We start from the raw sequence: 21333 nt of genomic DNA, 5'->3' as shown, positions 1-21333 counted from the left end.
TTGTTCATCTTTTATGGAGTTCCAAAAAACGTCAAGATTGGATTCGTTAATGAAACTGGCTGACCTCGCTCTGTATAAAACTCTACACGAGATACATTTAATTCTTTATCAAATTTAAAATAGCCATACCGATACGTTGGATTAGATGTTTCTACAGATTCTCCAATTTTTTCGAAATTTTGGTTATACAAAACGACTTTAAGTTTTTGATTCCAAGGATTTGTTTTGTCTAATACTAAGCCCGTTTCTTTCCAATTCAGACTTTCTGGATTAGACTCTGCTACATCTACACTAAGTACAGGATCTTCATCGACTACAGCAACAGGAGCAAAATATTTTGTTCCTTCTTTGCAGATCATCCAAGGATTCGGATTGACTGGTACACATCCACCTTGTTCAAAAGCACTAAAATTCTCTTGCCATTGAGAGTAGGACATATTCTCATAGGGATAAAAATCTGTACCTTTATAACCATTTAGAATATAAATAGCCAAGAAAATACTTGCCATAACAAACTGAACTTTTCTTGATTTAAAAGTATGGATAAAAGCAACTAATACCCCTAGAAAAATAAGAACATTACTAAATATAAAATGTCGATTATAAGGAATTTCAAACCCAGGTGACCATACACTCATTTCTTTTACATAAGGAACAGTTAAAGATAAGGTTAATGCCATAATTGCTAATAACTGAGTCACTAGAATAAAAACAAAAATCTTTTTATTGCCATTTTTTCGTACAAAGTAAATTATTGCCAAAGAAATTAGTACTAAAAACCCCATAACCATGAATTTTCCAAAACCACTTGTCATAGAATTAGATACTTCGAAAAAGTACCAGTAGACATTGTGAATGTATAGGGAAATAAGCTGGAAAATCATATGAGATAAGCTAGTGTCAACATTCTCACCTACAGATTGTGTGGTCCATGTTGAGCGATTAGAAATAACAACAATAATTTGTATACACATTGAAATAGTTGCTACACCATAAAAAATCGCAGATTTATATTTCTTTTTAAAGAAATAATACAAAAACAAAAGGCCGTAAAAAGGAAAAAATGTAATGAAATATGCTTTGGAGGAGACTAGTAAAAATCCAACTATCCCTAATAAGAAAATTTTCCATTTTTCCACATTTTCTAGATTAAAAAACATGACCAGTAGACATGGAACTAAAGCTAGATATGAAAAATTAATAAACATGAATAATTCATAATCGTGAAATAATCCGGTTCCAATTACAAAACCGACTATAAAACGAATAAAATCAGAAGGAATCAATTGACGAAACGTTTTAAGGTTAAATAAAGATGTAAATAATGCTAATAAAATGATAGCGATCCACTGCGTAATAATAGCAAAACTAGTACCAACATGAAGTATCTTCACTAAAATCAATGATATGATCCGAGGTAATAATGGTAAATATCCAGCATCTAATTGTTTTAAGCTTTCAATCCATCCCTTTTCATAAGCTGCCATAAAATAATTAGTAGCTGCTTCAGCATAATTTTCAGCCGCAACAGATGCAGAAGGGAAAAAGTACATAATCATTGTGACAGTTCCAATTACGCTCATACAAATATAGTAATTTATTCTTCGGTATTGAATATCTAATATCTTCAATACACTAAAGAAAAAGAAAAGTAGAAATAAAATAAAATACACACCATTAAGATTTTTCACAGGATAAATTTCTTGATGTAGCAATCCATAACCATTTTGACGAGTTCCATCAACAGATGCTTCGCCTTGTGAAATATCTTTTGTCAACGCTACTGTTAATGTTTTTGCTGTATCAGTAGTATTGGAAGTGATTCTCAAAGTAGCTGGACCTGACTTGAACCCGCTATTTTTAAACCTTACTTCAGCATATGAATTATCTTTAAGAGGGACAGCATCCAGATGTATTAATTCGCTTATATTATTTTGAGTAAGAGAGATAAGTAATTCAGAATGATTAACTCTTTGATATGTAGCAAAGAAGATATTGAGATCAATAAAACTACCACTGTAGTTTTCAGGAATAGTAATTTCTTGCTCAATGGATCTATCTGATGTGATTCCTCCGGGTAACTGAACTTGCTGCATTTGATTCTGCATATATATCTTTGATGTAAAAGTTCCTTTGTTGTACCCTTGTGTATATAGAAATGCAAGAAAAATGAACACTACTAATAATAGAGCACCCTGCTTTTTGCTCATTTTATTCACTTTATTAAATTCCATTATATTCTCCTTTTTTCATTAAAATACTTTAACAAAAGAACATCATTACTCACTGCTATATATTTCTTGATATGTTCTTCTTACAAATTTGTTGTGTTCTCCTTAATCAGTAATCCCATAAAATTTAAGTTGCATGCAATATTCCGATACTAAGCATACCATTTTTTGACAATATACTTTTCTCGTATCATAAACCAATTCTACTATTGAAGATATCCAATAGCTATTTTATTACAAGAGAAACTCTCTTTTGGCTATATATCTAATAACATCATATGATATTGTAGCTAACCCTATTGATTATAGAAATAATTTTTTAATGTTAAAAGCGTTTCTTTATAAAATCCCATTTCATGCTCGTATCAATTATACTATAATCAATTATAATATAAAGTACTTTAAACATATATTGAGATATACCCTCACAAAATTCAATAATAAAATATTTGAGCTTTGTTGGCTATTAATCTTATATATTTTAAGTAAACATGTTATGTGTATATTAAGTCTGAGTATTAGTATCTGCAATTAAAAACACGAAATGTTAGTCTTATTCAAACTTACAGATTATCTCATAGCAAGCAAATTGATATTAGTCATTAGCTAATAATATAGCTATTTTAGGTCTGTATACTATCTTCAATTACACTGGTCAAAAATTATGAGTATTTAATTAAGTCTTAATACAAAAAAAGGCATTCTCCTAATGAGAGAACGCCTTTTTTCTTTTTATTTATTTTCTTCTTTTGCCATAACTTCGCGCAAATATTCTAATGTGGATTCACGTAATTCAGGATGCTGTAATGCATAATGGATAGTTGTTTGAACAAATCCACTTTTCTCACCAACATCATGACGTAATCCTTCAAACTGATAAGCTAAGATTTCTTGTTTTTCGCCTAATTTTGAAATAGCATCGGTTAATTGAATTTCGCCACCTGCGCCAGCATCTTGATTACCTAAAATATCGAAGATTTCAGGAGTCAAAATGTAACGACCCATGATCGCCAAGTTTGAAGGTGCTTCTTCGCGTGGTGGTTTCTCTACTAGACCTTTGGTTTTGTATAGACGATCCGATTCTGTCGTAGGATCAGCATCTACCAATCCGTAACGAGATACATGTTCCCATGGCACTTCTTTCACACCGACTACAGAAGACTCATGCTTCTCATACACATCCATCATCTGCTTCAGACAAGGAACATCGGATTCGACAATATCATCGCCTAGAAGCACTGCAAATGGCTCATCTCCGATAAACTTACGAGCACACCAGATCGCATGTCCTAGTCCTTTCGGTTCTTTCTGACGAATGTAATGAATATCTGCCATTTCAGAAGATTCACGTACAGCATCTAGAAGTTTCCATTTTTCTTTTTCTTCCAAATTCTGTTCCAATTCAAACGAGTAATCGAAATGATCTTCGATCGCGCGTTTGCCTTTACCTGTAACGATAATAATATCTTCGATTCCGGAAGCTACCGCTTCTTCGATAATATATTGAATCGTTGGTTTATCTACAATCGGTAACATTTCTTTCGGCATCGCTTTAGTCGCAGGTAAGAAACGTGTTCCTAATCCTGCTGCTGGGATAATGGCTTTACGAATTTTCATGGTTCAAACTCCTTTTTCTATGCTTGATTGCATCTATAGATTATATATTATACTTCTTGTTTGTTTTGTGTAACTAATCGTTTGAGCAATAAGCGCATATCTTTTACCGATTTCAAACGGTAATTAGCATGCGTATTGCCTGTTCCGATTTTGACGGAATATGAATCTTTTGGAAGCGCTGAGAACAAATCTTCATCTGTTGTATCATCGCCTACACCCAAAATAAAGTCATATTCTTGATCACGAAGCAACAAATGCGCTCCATGTCCTTTGTTAATACGGTTATCTTTCACTTCTAGCACTTTATTACCTTCTAGTACACCGATACTCATCGAATTGGTTATCGACAACAACGCTTCTTTAAGCTCGTCACGTTTGAGTCCGATCATATCAGGTTCGCATTGTCTGTAATGCCATGCTAACGAGTATTCTTTTTCTTCAATTAACGATCCTGGCGTACGATCTGTATACTTCTCTAAAATATGACGGATCGTATCTTTCCAATCGTTGTCTACATTGACAGTCATCATCCACTCTTCGTCTGCTCCTGGCTTACGGAACCACAGACCATGAGAAGCGATAATATGAAGATCTAGATCACCTAGCCATTTTTCCATTACAAAGCGATCTCGTCCTGTAATAATAACGACTGTATTACGAGGGTCTTTGCATAGATCAGCAAGCAACTGCTTCAGCTCTTCGTCTGGCTTCGCTTGTTCTGGCGTAGGCTTAAATCCTACCAATGTACCGTCATAATCTAAGAACAGTAATCGTTTCTCTGAATCGCTATACACTTTTTCCATATCTGAATATCCAGATTTGAGATTCAGAAGTGGACGAGTAGGCGTCTGCTCTTCAGTTGTATTTTTAAGAGCTACCAAGAATTCATCTGCCCAGAATTTCACATTATAACGGGAAAGACGAACATGTAGCATTTTGTTACGTTCGATTTTTTCATGATCTGGCATATCAAGTGCTGTTTTGATACCTGCGGCAATTTCGCCGTAATCGTTCGGATTCACGATAACACCTTCGCCCAACTCACTCGCTGCTCCTGCTGTTTCACTTAGAACAATCATACCTTTGTAATCAGTACGCGAAGCGATATATTCTTTAGCAACAAGGTTCATACCATCGCGTAGTGGAGTTACTAAGAGCACATCACTATTGCGGTAGAAAGCGATAAGATCGTCTTGCGTAAATGTACGGAAAAAGAACCAGACTGGCATCCAGCTCAGTGTACCGAATTTACCATTCACTTCACTAACGAGTTCTTCGATTTCACGTTTTAGCGAATCATATGCTTCTACACCGACACGAGAAGGCGCTACGATGAGGTTTAAGCGTACTTTCTCATGATATTCCGGGTATTGCGCCAGAAATTGCTTGAACGCTTTAATACGGTCTGGAATCCCTTTGGTGTAATCTAAGCGATCGACCGAGATGATATTTTGTACACTTTTCGTACTTTCAATAAATTCTTGTGCTTCTGAGGACAAATTCTGAGATTGATTCGGTGCTGCAAAGTAGTCGTAATCAATACCCATCGGGAAAGCATCCACTTGCACAGTATGTGTTTCTCCGTTGATTTTGTATAAGTTATGTTCTTTACCTAAAATACGACGTACACTACTTAAAAAGTGGCGTACATAATCATAAGTATGGAATCCGATCAGATTAGCTCCCAATAATCCTTGCAAGATCTCTTCGCGCCAGATTAACAGACGATAGATTTCGAAGGAAGGGAATGGAATATGCAGAAAAAACCCAATCCGAGTATCGGGATATTTTTCTCTGATCATCTGTGGAAGTAACATTAATTGATAATCATGAATCCAGATCGTATCATTTGGTTCGATCACAGGCTCTAACGCATCAAAAAACTTCTGATTGACGTTTTTGTAAGCATCCCATGTCTCTGTATTGTACTCTGCTTTGTCATTAAAATAATGGAACAACGGCCAGATCGTTTCATTACAGAATCCATGGTAATATTGCTCAATCTCTTGTTCCGACAAAAAGATCGGTAAACAGTTATATGATTCTTGCAATTCACTATTAATCGTTTGTGTTTCTTCTTCATTAAGATCGTCTTGTGCTACTCCAGGCCATCCTGCCCATAGACTATCGGATTGTTCGTGGTAGCTTTTCAGACCGGTAGCCAGTCCACCTATACTTATACTATATTCAATCTCTGTTTCACCTTTTTTTACAGTTACAGGTAAACGGTTGGATACAAAAATAATTTTACTCATTGAATCCCCTCTCCTAAACAATAATTGAATAATTATGTGATTGGCTTGCTTTTCATTATGTGTAAATCGCCTGAATTTATCAGACCATTTCTTTCATTTGACTTCACCGACAGTAAAGTCATTGCTTATGCAAATTACCCTTAAATTATATGTACGACTCAACATGGCTGATCACAAATCATTATGAGAACCTTTTCATCCGCTATATCTCTGGAAAAATAATGATTGCAAAATCAGCAAAATTATCAGTCTATTTGTAGGTGAACGATCGTCCACTGGGACATAAAAAAAGAGAATGCTTAGCGCATTCTCTTTTTCTTATATCTATATACATTTTTGATTATTTGACCAATTGTCCGCGAGTTACACCTAGCTGATTAGTAGCTTTCAAAGTACGCCATACTTGGGTACCGTTGATCTCACCACGTAATGCTTTGGTATACAATTCGATCACTTCTGTGACTTGCTCTGGTGTTTCTTCAAGGAACTCAATACGGTAACTAGGCACTCCCAATTGTAGGAAATCACTCAGGTATTCAGCACCTGATTGTTCGATCGCATTATAAACGGTATTACGACATCCTTCATCTACACGTACAGGATGAGACATACCAATCCGGTCTTGCAACGAAACGCGTTTCTCTTCACAAGGACGACCACAGTTCGTATAGTCTGTGCCTTCGCTAAGGAAAGTACAATATACACAATGCTCGGTATGGAACATTGGCATATGCTGATGAATAACGACTTCTAACTGAGAAGTCTGTGTACGACTGAGCAAATCAACCATTTGTTGAATATTGAGATCGTATGAAGGTGTGATACGGTCAACACCTGCTTCTAAAAATAGATCTACTGTTTTGTGATTTGCTACATTCAAAGAGAAATCCCCGATTAATTCTGGATGATTTTCTTCTGGATGTGTCTGACGACGACTCAAGTAATAATACAATGCTCCTGTATTACGTACCAGTACTGCATCCGGTTGGAGACGTAGAATATTGGCATGGTAACCATTTTCACCAGGCATATGAATACGTGGTGTCGCTAAAGCGATTTTTTTACCGGCTGCACGTACAGCGGCAACAGCAGCAGGAAATTGCTTAATAAATTCAAAGTCAGCATAGATCATTTCGATTCCAGCTTGTAGTGCTGCTTCCACTTGCTCTACGCTACGGCACAATGCTGTCAATGTTGCTGCTGTTCCTTGAACAGGCGCAGAGGCTGCTACAGAATCACCATACACTTCAATATCACGTTGAATATACACAGGTGGCTTCGGACGCTCTCCAGCAAGCTGTTCTACTGCTTGACGACGAATATTATTTAATTCACGCATCGGGATAATAATATCACCATGCAATTGCACTTCTAATTGATCCAATTGGAAAACAGTGCCTCCCAGACGGCCAAATTGTTCTTCCAGTAATTCAGAAGTCATTGGACGCTTAGCAGCAATCTCTAATTCCATTTCAGAATCGACACGTACAGTGACACCTTTTTGTACATCTGTCCACCATGTGACTAAAGGCTGTCCTACATGCCCTACAGCTTTGACATGAACAGGGAATACACGATAAGGCTTCTCGGTATCAAAGCTTTGTCTCATCCGTTTGTCGAGCGCAGGATCATTGGTTTTCCATACTTTATCACCGACATGTACACGATGTAGATTCACATCGTTACGACCTGGAACAATATCAACCATCCATGTCTCATCAGCTTCGCCTTCGATCTTCACGCCTTTACGACGTAGATCATAGACACGTCCGCCTTGCTCTTTTTGCGTAGGATCTCCTGCATCAAATACAATCCCGTCTCCACGTTTAAGCGGAGCTTCTAAGCGGCAGACTACGCCATCGCGTAATACTTGCTCGACGCGACCCATATAGACACCACGACTTTTTGGAAATGTACCGTCTACCAATTTTTTGTTATTCGTTCCATCTAAGAAACCATGCGTGAATCCACGAGAAAAGCTTTGTTCTAATTCACGAATATCTTCACGTGTAATCGAATCACGATCTCCTTCAAAATAACGATCGATCGCTTTACGGTATTTGCTCACAACGTTGGCTACATATTCAGGCGTTTTGAGACGACCTTCAATTTTGAAAGAAGTCACTCCTGCTTCGATTAATTCAGGCATAATATCGATAGCCGCCAAATCTTTAGGAGAAAGCAAATACGTTACGTCTCCCATAATCTTCTGCGTTCCATCCACCATTAGATCATATGGCAAACGACAAGCTTGTGCACATTCTCCGCGGTTCGCAGAACGTCCACCCCACATTTCAGAAGTTAGACATTGACCGGAATACGATACACATAGTGCGCCATGAACAAATACTTCCATTGGCAAACGTGCTTGCTCACCGATTTTTTTGATTTGTTTAAGGTTATTTTCACGTCCAAGTACTACACGCTCAATATCAAATGGCTTCGTAAATTCAACTGCTTCTGGTGATGTAATTGTCATCTGTGTCGAACCATGAATCGGGAAGTCTGGTGAAATCTCACGAATCATTTTAACCAATCCCAAATCCTGTACGATAACTGCATCTACACCTGCCACAACACAAGCATCAATCAATTCACGAGCATCGGATAATTCATTTTCAAATACCAGTATATTAAAGGTTAAAAACCCTTTGACTCCATAGCTATGCAAAAACGACATAATCTCAGGCAATTCATCCATACGGAAATTGTTCGCACGTGCTCGTGCATTGAACTTCTCCACGCCAAAAAAGACTGCGTCTGCCCCATTGGCTACCGCCGCCCGCATGCAGTCCCAGTCACCCGCAGGTGCTAAAAGCTCCACGTCTTCTCTTCGTAACCCTGTATCACTCATGTAAAGTTTATATCCTCCTAGATTGCCATAACATTGGCAACACGTTTTAATATTGATCATGCGATCATGTATATCAACAGATACGATGATTTAAATTTATTCTAATTCCAGTGTAACAGACCGAAGAGCGTCTATCTACCTTATTGCTTGAATTTTCAATGAAAATCATGATCTTTTTTCATCTTTATTCATAAGAAAAAGCTACCGGTAAAGGTAGCTCTGTTCTTATGGACCGATTTAATTAGCTGTTAATTGAAAAGAAGCTAATACCTTAGCTAACTCTGCTTGATGAACAGGTGTATTATTGGCGTTATTGACTTCATCACTTAAAATATAAGTGATTTTGCCTTGAGTGAATAACGTATACGTTCCTGTATAAGGATGAGTCGCATCTGGATAATTGGCTGTAAAGGTATAAGCAGGAACACCTGCAAACGTTGTTGGTGTGCCTTCAGATAGTTCTACGCCGTATACATTATTATCTCCAGAACCCTCAAATGTCGCTTTCCATTGGGTCACTGCTTTTTCCAAGGAACTTGTTGTTTTGGTTGAAATATTGAATGATCCACCTGTATGAGAAAAATACACGTAAGACGATTCATAATCATTATCAGTACTTGTCCAATGACGAGGAACTTGTACACTGTAATGATTAAGTTTGGATGTGTGCGTGGTTACTTTGCTACGATCTTGCGAATAGTAGTCAATCGGTAACGAACCAAAGTTTTCTTCCAATGTAGGGAAATCAAGTTCCAAGGAATCTGTGATCACTTTGAAATCTGCATCTTTCGAAGCTTTATCCGATGGAGTGCTATATTCTACATAATAACGATATCCATTTTTTTGGAATAATACTTCATATTCAGTCGTCCAAGCATCTCCAAAGTTGTATTCTAATTTGTTGACAGTTGCTGTTTGTCCTGCAATTTCTTTTTGCTCGCTACCCAGATCACGATAAGCATCGCTGTTAAAATTGTCGGCAAACCAGCCTTGAATCTTCTGTAACCAATCGGCTAATGTGCTTCCTGACGGTGCACTATAGACATTAACAGACACATACGAACCGTCTTTGGCAGAAGCATCGGTTGTATCTTCACTAGCTGTGAAATCGGATGGAAGTTCCATATAGACGCCATACTCACTAGCTTCTAATGTATTTTCTGAACCTGCACTGTCTGCTTCACTGGCTAGATCTTCGATTGCTTTATCTCCACTATTGAAAGAAGTTTGGAACGAATTCAGTAAAGAAGTAACCTTTTTATCAGCAAAATCTTTATAACTGGAAGCTTCCGAATTAGCATAAAAAACATAATACGTATGTCCATTACCTGTATAAATACGTGTTTCTGACAAAATGCCATCTGAATTTTTGGAAATGATATAAGCATAATTGCCTTTACTGCTAGAAACGGCTTTTTGATCAACTACCATTTCGCCAGCATCTTGCGCATACAATACCAAATCGTCTAACAAATCTTGCGGATCACTTTCATTCGCTTCATCTGCGGAAGCAATTTCTGGATCGACAGAAATTTGTAAATAATAGTTACCTTCACTATCCATAAATGTGGCACTCTCACTACTTTGAGAACCCAGATACATTAAATCGCTCGGGTAATTGATCGACCATTGATATTTACTATTTCCGACTTTCGTTTTACCAGCATGACTAGATTTATCTTTACTCGAATCCGTTGTTGCCGGTGCGGCTGTAATAATCATTTGACCGGATACTACTTTGAACTTCGCACCGATACTTTTAGCTACAGAGCGAACAGGAACCATTAAGATACCTGATTTCATCACAGGAGCTGCATCAAGTGTGAATGTAGAACCGTTTAAATATGCTTTTTTGCTACCAATTGTCATCGAAAGTGTACGCTTGCCGTATATCAACTTGATCGAATCATTTTCTTGCAACTTCACCTGTGCTTTGAATGCACGTGTAAATAGCCCTAATTGTACCATTGTGATTCCATTACTTTCGTAAGGTTTGACGATACTTTGCTTTTGACCATTGATCGTTGCAGATGTACTGCCTTTTTTGATCTTCAATTCCAATAGTGCTGCTGCCGATGCTGTTCCTGTTGTTGCATAGACGGTTGTCAACACAAGCATAATAGCCAGTAGACTTGAAGCGGTAATCCGCAACCACTTACTCATTCAAGCTCCTCATTTCTGTATACAAGCTTGTTGGAAATTCCAACAGCGATTTCTGACTGATAGTGTTGTATCTGTTATCGCGATGTTCCTCATCGATAGGCTTACAGCCGATTATTCTTTACTTAATTTGATTTGACGATTAATAATATCGCCATTGGATTGCATGACCAGTTTGACTGTTTGCCCTGGTACATACGATTTGAGAATTTCGTTAAGGTCAACAACAGTGTGTACTTTTTTTCCATTTACACTGTATAGAATATCACCTTTTTTAATGCCTGCTTTGGTTGCAATCTTAGAATTCACTTTCCCTACTGTCAACGCATCATCAGTAGGCATACCGCTAAGTGCATCTTCACTTTCTTCAAAATCCAACCCTAAGGAAGCACGATGAACTTCGCCGTATTTGAATAACTGTCCAATAATGTATTGAACAGTATCTGCTGGAATCGTAAATCCAAGATTATCTACGCCCAGTGCTTCATATTTCATCGTATTAATCCCGATCACTTTGCCATCCATATTGACCAATGGGCCGCCACTGTTCCCTGGATTGATCGCTGCATCAGTTTGAAGCAATTTGTACGAAGCATCAACAGCACGATTCACACCGCTAATAATGCCAGATGTTGCTGAATTACGTAGGGATAGTGATAACGGTGTACCAATAGCCACTACTTGTTCACCGACTACCGGTTGCTCTTTACTGGATACAAATGATGCAACTTTTAGCGATGTAGCATTGATTTTGATAATAGCTAGATCACTGACAGTATCGCTGTAAATTTCTTTCACCAGATACGTTTTACTGTTTCCTTTGGCTTCCGATGTGATCACTTTAGCTCCAGGTTCCATACTGTCAATCACATGGGCATTCGTTACAATCCAACCGTCTGATGAAATAATAACACCAGAACCGAAAGCGATGCCTGTTCCGCCCGGCTCTTCGCTTTCAGAACCACCTTCCGAAGCGATAGCTTCAGCTGTAGGGGTACCTACAATACCTACTACAGAAGGAGAAATACGAGCAATAATTTTAGAAATATTACTTGTTGTAGAAGCTGCAAACTTTGGAGAGGAATATGTATAACTTGAAGCGTCGCTTGTATCCGATGCCCATACCGATTGTTGTGTCGGTAACATCAACACAGAAGTTAATAATACAAGTGCAGGTAATTTGGATCGGGATAATTTCAAATTCATCCAGCCTTTCTATAGTTGCGTATACGTTCCTGTAAAATTGTCATTTTGTAGGAAAAATAGTCTGATTCCAATGTAGCATATGCACAGGTATGACACAATTGCCATGAAGAACTATCTTTGCATATTCATTGGTAAATATAAGGATATTTAGGCAAAAAACAAGCCAGTACATCTGAATACATCGAACTATTCAACATGTACTGGCTATTATTGCTACTGCTAATGTTACACCTGACTGCTCTCTAACTCACGACTACGCTGTGTATCTCGTTCCAAAATAGGTTTGAGATAATGACCTGTATACGAATTCTTCACCTTCACCAGTTGTTCCGGACTACCTGATGCCAGAATCGTACCGCCGCCACTACCACCTTCTGGACCAAGATCGATCAAGTAATCTGCTGTTTTGATTACATCCAGATTATGCTCAATCACCAGTACGGAATCACCGGAATCGACCAGACGATGAAGTACGGTTAATAGACGATCAATATCGTCTACATGTAGTCCTGTTGTTGGCTCATCTAAAATATAGATCGTTTTACCTGTGCTACGACGATGAAGTTCAGAAGCCAATTTCACACGTTGTGCTTCACCACCGGATAATGTAGTTGCCGGTTGACCTAGCTTCACATAACCTAGACCTACATCAAACAACGTCTGCATTTTACGCTGAATACGCGGGATGTTTTGGAAAAAGTCTACGCCGTCTTCTACGGTCATTTCAAGCACATCCGAGATACTTTTGTTTTTGTATTTCACTTCAAGTGTCTCACGGTTATAACGTTTGCCTTTACAAATTTCGCAAGGAACATACACGTCTGGTAAAAAGTGCATTTCGATTTTGATAATACCGTCTCCACGACAAGCTTCACAGCGTCCACCTTTAACGTTAAAGCTAAAGCGACCTTTTTTGTAACCACGTACTTTGGCTTCATTGGTCTGAGCGAACAGATCACGAATATCATCAAATACGCCTGTATACGTTGCTGGATTGGAACGTGGTGTACGACCGATAGGAGATTGATCGATATCTACTACTTTATCCACATGCTCTAATCCACGAATTTCACGATATTCACCCGGACGAACTCTAGCTTTGTTAAGATCGCGAGCTAGTGTTTTGTATAGAATTTCATTTACTAATGTTGATTTACCAGAACCGGATACCCCTGTAACAGCTGTAAATAATCCAATTGGAAATTTAACATTTACATTTTTAAGATTATTTTCTTTGGCTCCGCGAATCTCTAACCAACGATCGCTTGCTTCGCGGCGCTTAGCAGGTACAGGAATAAATTTGCGACCACTTAAATATTGACCGGTCAGCGAATCAGGATGTGCCATAATCTCAGCAGGTGTTCCTTCTGCAATCACATGACCTCCATGAATCCCTGCACCTGGTCCAATATCAATAATATGATCTGCCGCCATCATGGTGTCTTCATCATGCTCAACCACAATTAACGTATTTCCTAGATCACGCATATGCTCTAATGTGTGAATTAAGCGATCATTATCCCGTTGATGTAGACCAATACTTGGCTCATCCAGAATATAAAGTACACCGGTCAGACTGGAACCGATCTGCGTCGCTAGACGAATACGCTGTGCTTCACCACCAGATAATGTTCCTGCTGCACGTGCCATCGTCAAATACTCTAATCCTACATTCACTAGGAATCCTAAACGACTGCCGATTTCTTTCAAAATCAAGCGAGCAATACTTTGCTCTTTTTCGCTCAACACTAGATTTTCAAAAAAGGTAGTTGCATCACCAATTGGCATCGCTGTTACTTCAGAAATATTCACCTTATTGACAGTAACCGCAAGAATTTCTTTTTTCAAACGATTGCCTTTACATACCGGACAAGGCTTCGCACTCATAAATCCTTCGATATATTCACGCATACTATCCGAAGATGTATCTTTATACCGACGTTCCAAATTATGAATAATACCTTCGAACAAGACTTGAGCTTCTTTTTTCTGTCCAAAGTCACTTTCATAACGGAAACGAATCTTTTGTCCATCTGAACCTTTTAAAATAATATTGATCTGCTGTTCTGTTAACTCAGACACAGGTACATCGATCGGAATTTTGTAATGTTCACAGACTGATTTGAGAAATTGCGGATAATAGTTCGATAATCCACCGCTCCATGCTTGAAAAGCACCTTGATCGATCGTTTTACTTTTATCTGGAATTAACAGATCAGGATCGACCACCATACGTATACCTAACCCATCACATTCGGTACAAGCTCCAAACGGGCTGTTAAACGAAAACATACGTGGAGATAACTCTTCCATACTGAATCCACAGATCGGACAAGCAAAATTCGAACTAAAACGAAGTTCTTCTTTGTCGATAATATCTACTAGCAATTGACCGCCAGACATTTTCAAAGCCATCTCAATTGAATCTGCTAGACGTGCTGCTACATCTTCTTTGACTACGATACGGTCAACTACTACTTCGATCGTATGTTTTTTATTTTTTTCCAGTTGAATATCTTCTGATACATCTCTAATCTCACCATTGACACGAGCACGTACAAAACCTTGCTTGGAGATTTCAGAGAAAATGCTTTTATGTTCACCTTTACGTCCAGAAATAACAGGTGCCAAAATCTGTAGACGTGTACGCTCAGGATATTCCATAATACGGTCAACCATTTGCTCTACCGTTTGTGAAGTGATCTCAACTCCATGCACAGGACAATGAGGATGACCTACACGCGCAAACAAAAGACGCAAGTAATCATAAATTTCGGTAACTGTCCCTACAGTAGAACGAGGGTTACGACTTGTTGTTTTCTGATCAATCGATATTGCAGGGGATAGTCCTTCAATCGAATCGACATCCGGTTTCTCCATTTGTCCCAAAAACTGACGAGCATATGCAGATAATGATTCGACATAACGACGTTGACCTTCTGCATAAATCGTATCAAATGCAAGTGAAGATTTCCCTGATCCACTTAACCCTGTTAATACAACAAAGCTATCGCGAGGGATACTAATATCAATATTTTTGAGATTATGCGCTCGTGCGCCTTTAACCTCGATAAATTTGTTTGCCAAATAATCCAACCTCCAAGTCCGGTGCTTCCGGAGTAATTGCTACACTTCTGTATATGAACATCTCTAGTTGAGCATGTATCGAATTTAGCTACAAGCTATGATAAAGGTTGCCAAACATCACTGCATCAAGCACAGGATATTTAACAACCTTCATTATTTATCTATTAAATGATTGATGATCGCCGACGATATCGATCTGTTATTAACTATAACTATTTGTTATTCAGCTTTCAGTTCAAGCACTGCGTCTCGAAGTTCAGCAGCACGCTCAAACTGTAGATTTTTCGCTGCTTCTTTCATTTCCAGTTCAAGACGACTAATCAGTGCTTGACGATCGCGTTTGGAAAGTTTTGTTTTGCCGATCTCTTCCATATAACTTGCTTTACCTTCAGCCACTTTGGTCGCTTCGATAACATCACGTATTTTTTTACGGATCGTTTGCGGCGTAATGCCATGTTCCTCATTATAAGCAACCTGAATACTACGACGACGCTCTGTTTCGAAGATCGCTTTTTGCATCGAATCGGTTATACGATCACCATACATAATGACTCGACCATCCGAGTTACGTGCGGCACGACCAATGGTCTGAATCAATGAACGCTCTGAACGCAGGAATCCTTCTTTGTCTGCATCCAATATCGCTACCAGAGATACCTCAGGCAAATCAAGTCCTTCCCGGAGTAAGTTAATTCCGACAAGCACATGGAATGTACCTAGACGTAGATCACGTAAGATCGACATCCGTTCCAGTGTTTTGATATCCGAATGCAGATACCTGACTTTGATTCCTATTTCTTTGAGATAATCGGTTAAATCTTCTGACATTTTCTTCGTCAGGGTCGTTAACAGTACCCGTTCATCACGCTCAATACGTAACCGAATTTCTCCAATAATATCATCGATCTGTCCTTTGGTTGGACGCACTTCAATGATCGGATCAAGTAGTCCGGTTGGACGGATAATCTGTTGTGTCATTTCTTGACAGTGTTCCAGCTCATAAGGACCCGGTGTCGCAGATACGAACACAATCTGATTGATTTTATCTTCAAATTCTTCGAATTTCAGTGGACGATTATCAAGCGCAGATGGCAGACGGAATCCATGATCTACCAGAACATTTTTACGTGCCTGGTCACCATTATACATCGCTCTAATCTGCGGTAATGTCACATGAGATTCATCGACAACGATCAACATATCGTCAGGAAAATAATCCATTAATGTATAAGGAGTATCTCCACGTTCACGGAAAGTAAGAGGACCGGAGTAGTTCTCAATCCCTGAGCAGAAACCTACTTCTCTCATCATTTCAAGATCATAATTAGTACGTTGCTCTAAACGCTGTGCTTCTAGCAACTTACCTTGTTCATTTAACACTTTGAGGCGCTCTTCGAGTTCACGTTCGATATTTTTAAGTGCTACTTTGAGTGTCTCTTCTTTGGTAACAAAGTGAGATGCCGGGAAAATAGCAATATGTTCGCGTTCACCGACTAATTCGCCTGTTAATACATCAATCTCAGTGATACGTTCAATCTCGTCACCAAACAATTCGATACGAACTGCTTGTTCTCCGCGTGAAGCAGGGAATATCTCGATGACATCACCACGTACACGGAAAGTACCCCGTACAAAGTTAATATCGTTACGTTGATACTGAATATCCACTAAACGAGATAATATTTCATTACGTGACTTCTCCATACCTACACGCAGTGATAATAACAAACCGCCGTAATCCTGCGGTGAACCCAGACCATAAATACAAGATACACTCGCTACGATAATAACATCACGACGTTCAAACAATGAACTGGTCGCGGAGTGACGTAATTTATCAATCTCTTCATTGATACTGGAGTCTTTCTCAATATACGTATCTGAAGACGGAATATACGCTTCCGGTTGATAATAATCATAATAACTTACAAAATAATCGACTGAATTGTTCGGGAAAAAGTCTCTAAATTCCCCTGCTAATTGAGCCGCTAGTGTTTTGTTATGTGCAATAACCAGTGTAGGTCGTTGCAACTTGGCAATCACTTGTGCCATTGTAAATGTTTTACCTGTTCCGGTTGCCCCGAGAAGAGTCTGATACTTTTCTCCTCGTTCTATACCTTTCACCAACTCATCTATCGCTTGAGGCTGATCGCCTTGAGGAGAGAATTCCGACTGTATTTCAAATTTCTTGGAGCTGACAACAATATCATTCATTGCCCTGCATCACCCTATCGTCTAAAATATAAATTACACATGCCCGATAATAACAAAAGAGACCGTTAATCAAAGTGCCGAATACATTATACTTTACCCAACATGTACGATGGTGGCACACCATGAATTGACGAATCTCATTTTTGGTTAATTATTCTATAATAAGTTGTCTGTAGATTATCAGTTCTATAGCACAGCAAAAATATACCGCTATAGGAATGTTTGTTCTTATATTATACTCCTCCTACTGCGTTTATGCAATTGAAACACGACTGAAATTTTAACTTTTTTCATGTAAATCGTTATAGTTACGGTTATTCCCCATACCCAGAACAGGAGATGAATGAATGGATTTAACAACGATTATCGGGATTATTGCAGGGCTTGCTGCATTGATTGGGGGCTTTTTATGGGAAGGCGGCGATGCGAGCGGGCTAGTTCAAGGTGCTGCGGCATTGATCGTATTTGGAGGAACCGCTGCGGCTGTTGTAATCAGCTTTCCATTAGCACGATTAAAAAAAATTCCGCGTGCGATTGCTTTCACCTTTTCAACAGGTGGTACTGATAATGAGCAATTGATTGAAGATATTGTTAATATGTCTACACATGCACGCCGGGCAGGTGTACTGGCTCTTGAGCCTCAAGCTTCTTCTCATGATAATCCTTTTCTAAGAGAAGGTATTCAGCAAGTAGTCGATGGGACAGATCGTGAAGTTATTCAACAAATTCTAGAACTGGAAATGACCAAAACAGAATTAGAACATGAACAATATGCTAAAGTGTTCGATTCTGCTGGTGGGTATGCACCTACGATGGGGATTATCGGTACCGTTATGGGTCTTATCCAGGTATTAGGTAGTCTTAGCGAACCTACCGGATTAGGCGGATCGATTGCTGTTGCTTTTACAGCGACTTTGTATGGTGTTGCTAGTGCCAACCTGATCTTTTTACCGATCGCTTCCAAAATCCGTTCTCGTAGCGAGCTTGATATTCAAACGATGGAAATGTTATTAGAAGGCGTGTTATCGATCCAAAATGGCGAAAATCCTCAATTGGTACGTAAAAAGCTAGAAACGTTTTTGCCTGAGAACAATGGAAATCTTATTCGTGAAGCTAGAACAGGGGAGGAATAACGATGGCACGTTATTCTCGGCGAGGTAAAAAAGGCACTGGACATAATCAGCAAGATCGTTGGCTGATTACCTACGCTGATTTAATTACGTTGTTACTGATCTTCTTTGTTGTGATGTATTCAGTAAGTCATGTAGATACTGCCAAGTATCAGGTGCTGACCGATTCATTACAGCTTACTTTTCAAAGCGATAATTCGATTCTAGATGGTGGTAAAGGTATCACAGGAACCGCTGGCAAAAATACAAGTAACGGTGGTTCTACGTCGACCAGTAATCAAGCAGGCAATGCAGGCGGTAAAGATACACAAAGCGGCGCAACTACACTGACTAATCGCGAAGAAGCTTTTCGTAAGCAAGAAAGCGAATTAGCGAATCTAATGAGTGTGATCCAAAAGTATGTCAAAACTAATAATCTAGGCAATCAAGTCGTCGTCGCTGACAAACCGCAAGGGATCTCTATTACACTCAGTGATCAATTTTTATTTAACGAAGGTCAAGCGAATCTCAAATCACCTTCATTAGCAACACTTGCACAATTATCTAGCTTATTCCAATCTATTGATACAACAGTCAGTATTGAAGGACATACCGATAATTTACCTATTGTGAATGCCTCACGTTATCAAGATAACTGGGAATTATCGGGCGCACGTGCATTGTCTGTTCTACGTTATTTTATTGATACTAAAGGATTAGACAAATCGAAGTTTCAATATGCGGGTTATGGAGATACACGTCCAACCGCAGATAATTCAACAGCGGCAGGCCGTCAAAAAAATCGCCGTGTAGAAATTATCGTTTTACGTCAGTTGCAAGACTAATAGGAGCGATCAAGTAATAGCATTCGTATTTTCAATACCATGTGATAGGTAGGCTTTAATACTAAGATGTAACTGTTAAGTTTGAATTCAAAAAAAGCACTCAAGTGTATCTACTCATCTGCTGATCGAGAGTACACTTGGGTGCTTTTTATAGTTTATCATTTATTGTAGTGCTGATATTCAAATACCTACTTATGTTGTAAAGCAATGACTGATCCTAACACTACAGCACTGAATAGTACTCACTTACGTCGTGGACGCTTGGGTAATCCATGCTTTTCGATATACTCGGGAGTCAATTCAATCGGCTCTTCAGGCACCTCTGTTTCCGTAGCCAGATTGCTTTCTAGCAATAATGTCGCATCCGCTTCCTGATAACCGTTGTTCAACTTGTGTACACGCGGTTTGGTGACCAGATGCCAGACCGATAAGCGCTGAATATCTGGAGAGATAACAGCTTGATCGTCCGGTGCAAAAATCATGCCTAACTGATGATGATCCCCTGCATAGATCGCTCGTTGTAGAAATTTACTTTCGCCCTGAATATTTAATATTTCCAATTTGCAAAAAGCAGGATTGATTCGTAATGCTGCATGTAATGATTGTGGGTCTTGAATCAACTGTCCATTCACTTTATATACACTTTCCCCTGCGGTAATACCTAACTCTGCCGCCGGGCTAGCTGGGATAACATCTAGTATTTTAAGTCCCCGTAATCCACGAATAAATAATGGGCTCTGCTGCGACTCTTCTCGTCTACTCACATACATAATCCATTCACGTAAAATTACAGCTATCACTAATGCAGGGATAGCGATAGGCGCCCACCACAGTGCCAAAGCCGCAAGTACGATCATAATGAAGCTACTTTGTAATAATCGCTTAGCTATCGCATTCACTTTGACTTGTGGCAAATGGGTCTGTGTTAATATACTGCAACCGATCATCACCGGTAATGCTGTTAAAGATACACCATTTATCCATGACTCTGCTCCATGAAGCGGTGTCCATGGCAGAACAAGACCACCGGTGGAAGGGATAAATAACCATAAAGGAATCGACCAGAATGCTTCTATTGCATAGGCCCCTACAGGCTTACCACGCTTGCCTTCAATGACAACTGGAGAAGAAAAGCGAGTGGCTTGCATACGGAATAATACTGCTTCAATCAATTGTAATAATACCGAGATGGCTAACAATCCAGGCAAATCTACATTGCGAATACTCTCTATCACTTGCCCGATAAAACCTATAGGTTGCCATGACGGTAAAGAGAGCAACACCATATAAATGATCGTAAGTACAGCCAAAGCCATCGTTATATGAGCATAACGTAGACGGAATACGGATAATAGAATCAAAATTGTTCCTATACACCAGATAACTTCTGTCTGTATATGTATACCTATAAATGCCATCACAATCGATACCAGTAATCCGACAATAATTCCTGTAATCACTGTACGTAATACACGACCTGCATAGACATAAATACGAATATTAAATAATTTACGTTCAAGAATACCTTGACGTCTGTAATGCAACAAAACACCGATCAAAAATATATAATAAAAAGGCTGTGTTAATAGCGCCCCTAAAGCCCCGCCTATCATACGGAGTGCCTCACCTAACACGTTCAACGGTTGCCACTCTCCTTTGCCATCTATCTGGCTTTCATAGAAATCGTACCATCAAATCCTACATGGACTCAACTCTCTCTATTCTACATAAAAAAAGAAGGCTATAACAGCCTTC

The 21333-nt window shown here is 38.9% G+C and carries 11 protein-coding genes; 2 read left to right on the top strand and 9 right to left on the bottom strand.

All coding sequences use genetic code 11. The annotated features are described in order from the left end of the window. Positions 1–11: 11 nt before the first annotated feature. From QCD85_RS21350 to uvrB, 8 genes are all read right to left on the bottom strand, one after another. Positions 12–2234, bottom strand: a complete 2223-nt coding sequence (locus tag QCD85_RS21350) for a hypothetical protein (RefSeq protein WP_301263836.1) — start codon at positions 2232–2234, stop codon at positions 12–14. A gap of 729 nt (positions 2235–2963) precedes the next feature. After that, the gene (galU, locus tag QCD85_RS21345) at positions 2964–3848 is read right to left on the bottom strand and encodes a UTP--glucose-1-phosphate uridylyltransferase GalU (RefSeq protein ID WP_301263835.1); all 885 of its coding nucleotides are present in this window, start codon (positions 3846–3848) and stop codon (positions 2964–2966) included. Positions 3849–3895: 47 nt separating this feature from the next. Further along, the gene (locus QCD85_RS21340) at positions 3896–6103 is read right to left on the bottom strand and encodes a bifunctional alpha,alpha-trehalose-phosphate synthase (UDP-forming)/trehalose-phosphatase (protein WP_301263834.1); all 2208 of its coding nucleotides are present in this window, start codon (positions 6101–6103) and stop codon (positions 3896–3898) included. A gap of 340 nt (positions 6104–6443) precedes the next feature. After that, positions 6444–8957 (bottom strand): U32 family peptidase, encoded by a 2514-nt coding sequence (locus QCD85_RS21335; protein ID WP_301263833.1) that lies wholly within the window; start codon positions 8955–8957, stop codon positions 6444–6446. Positions 8958–9194: 237 nt separating this feature from the next. Beyond that, entirely contained in the window at positions 9195–11120 is a 1926-nt protein-coding gene (locus QCD85_RS21330) for a stalk domain-containing protein (protein WP_301263832.1), read from the bottom strand. A 111-nt stretch (positions 11121–11231) separates the two neighbouring features. Beyond that, on the bottom strand, positions 11232–12317 hold the full coding sequence (locus QCD85_RS21325) for a S1C family serine protease (RefSeq protein WP_301263831.1): 1086 nt from the start codon (positions 12315–12317) through the stop codon (positions 11232–11234). A gap of 231 nt (positions 12318–12548) precedes the next feature. Next, positions 12549–15410 carry an excinuclease ABC subunit UvrA gene (uvrA, locus tag QCD85_RS21320; RefSeq protein ID WP_301263830.1) on the bottom strand — a complete coding sequence of 954 codons (2862 nt, stop codon included), beginning with the start codon at positions 15408–15410 and terminating at the stop codon, positions 12549–12551. A gap of 219 nt (positions 15411–15629) precedes the next feature. Then, positions 15630–17624 (bottom strand): excinuclease ABC subunit UvrB, encoded by a 1995-nt coding sequence (uvrB, locus tag QCD85_RS21315; protein WP_273613711.1) that lies wholly within the window; start codon positions 17622–17624, stop codon positions 15630–15632. Positions 17625–17971: 347 nt separating this feature from the next. Between uvrB and QCD85_RS21310 the strand changes: the two genes are divergently transcribed. Together QCD85_RS21310 and QCD85_RS21305 are read left to right on the top strand one after the other, a co-directional pair. After that, the gene (locus QCD85_RS21310; protein WP_273613712.1) at positions 17972–18757 is read left to right on the top strand and encodes a flagellar motor protein; all 786 of its coding nucleotides are present in this window, start codon (positions 17972–17974) and stop codon (positions 18755–18757) included. Positions 18758–18759: 2 nt separating this feature from the next. Continuing rightward, complete coding sequence (locus tag QCD85_RS21305; RefSeq protein ID WP_273613713.1) at positions 18760–19578, top strand: flagellar motor protein MotB; 819 nt, start codon at positions 18760–18762, stop codon at positions 19576–19578. 242 nt (positions 19579–19820) lie between these two features. Here QCD85_RS21305 and QCD85_RS21300 read toward each other — a convergent pair whose 3' ends face one another. Beyond that, a complete protein-coding gene (locus tag QCD85_RS21300; RefSeq protein WP_367317672.1) occupies positions 19821–21212 on the bottom strand; it encodes a PDZ domain-containing protein in 1392 nt (463 codons plus the stop codon). Positions 21213–21333 lie beyond the last annotated feature (121 nt).

Source organism: Paenibacillus sp. PsM32 (assembly GCF_030433815.1).
GTDB classification, from domain to species: domain Bacteria; phylum Bacillota; class Bacilli; order Paenibacillales; family Paenibacillaceae; genus Saccharibacillus; species Saccharibacillus kyungheensis.
The sequence above is the reverse complement of the archived record's forward strand: the minus strand, read 5'-3'. Positions and strand labels throughout refer to the sequence as shown.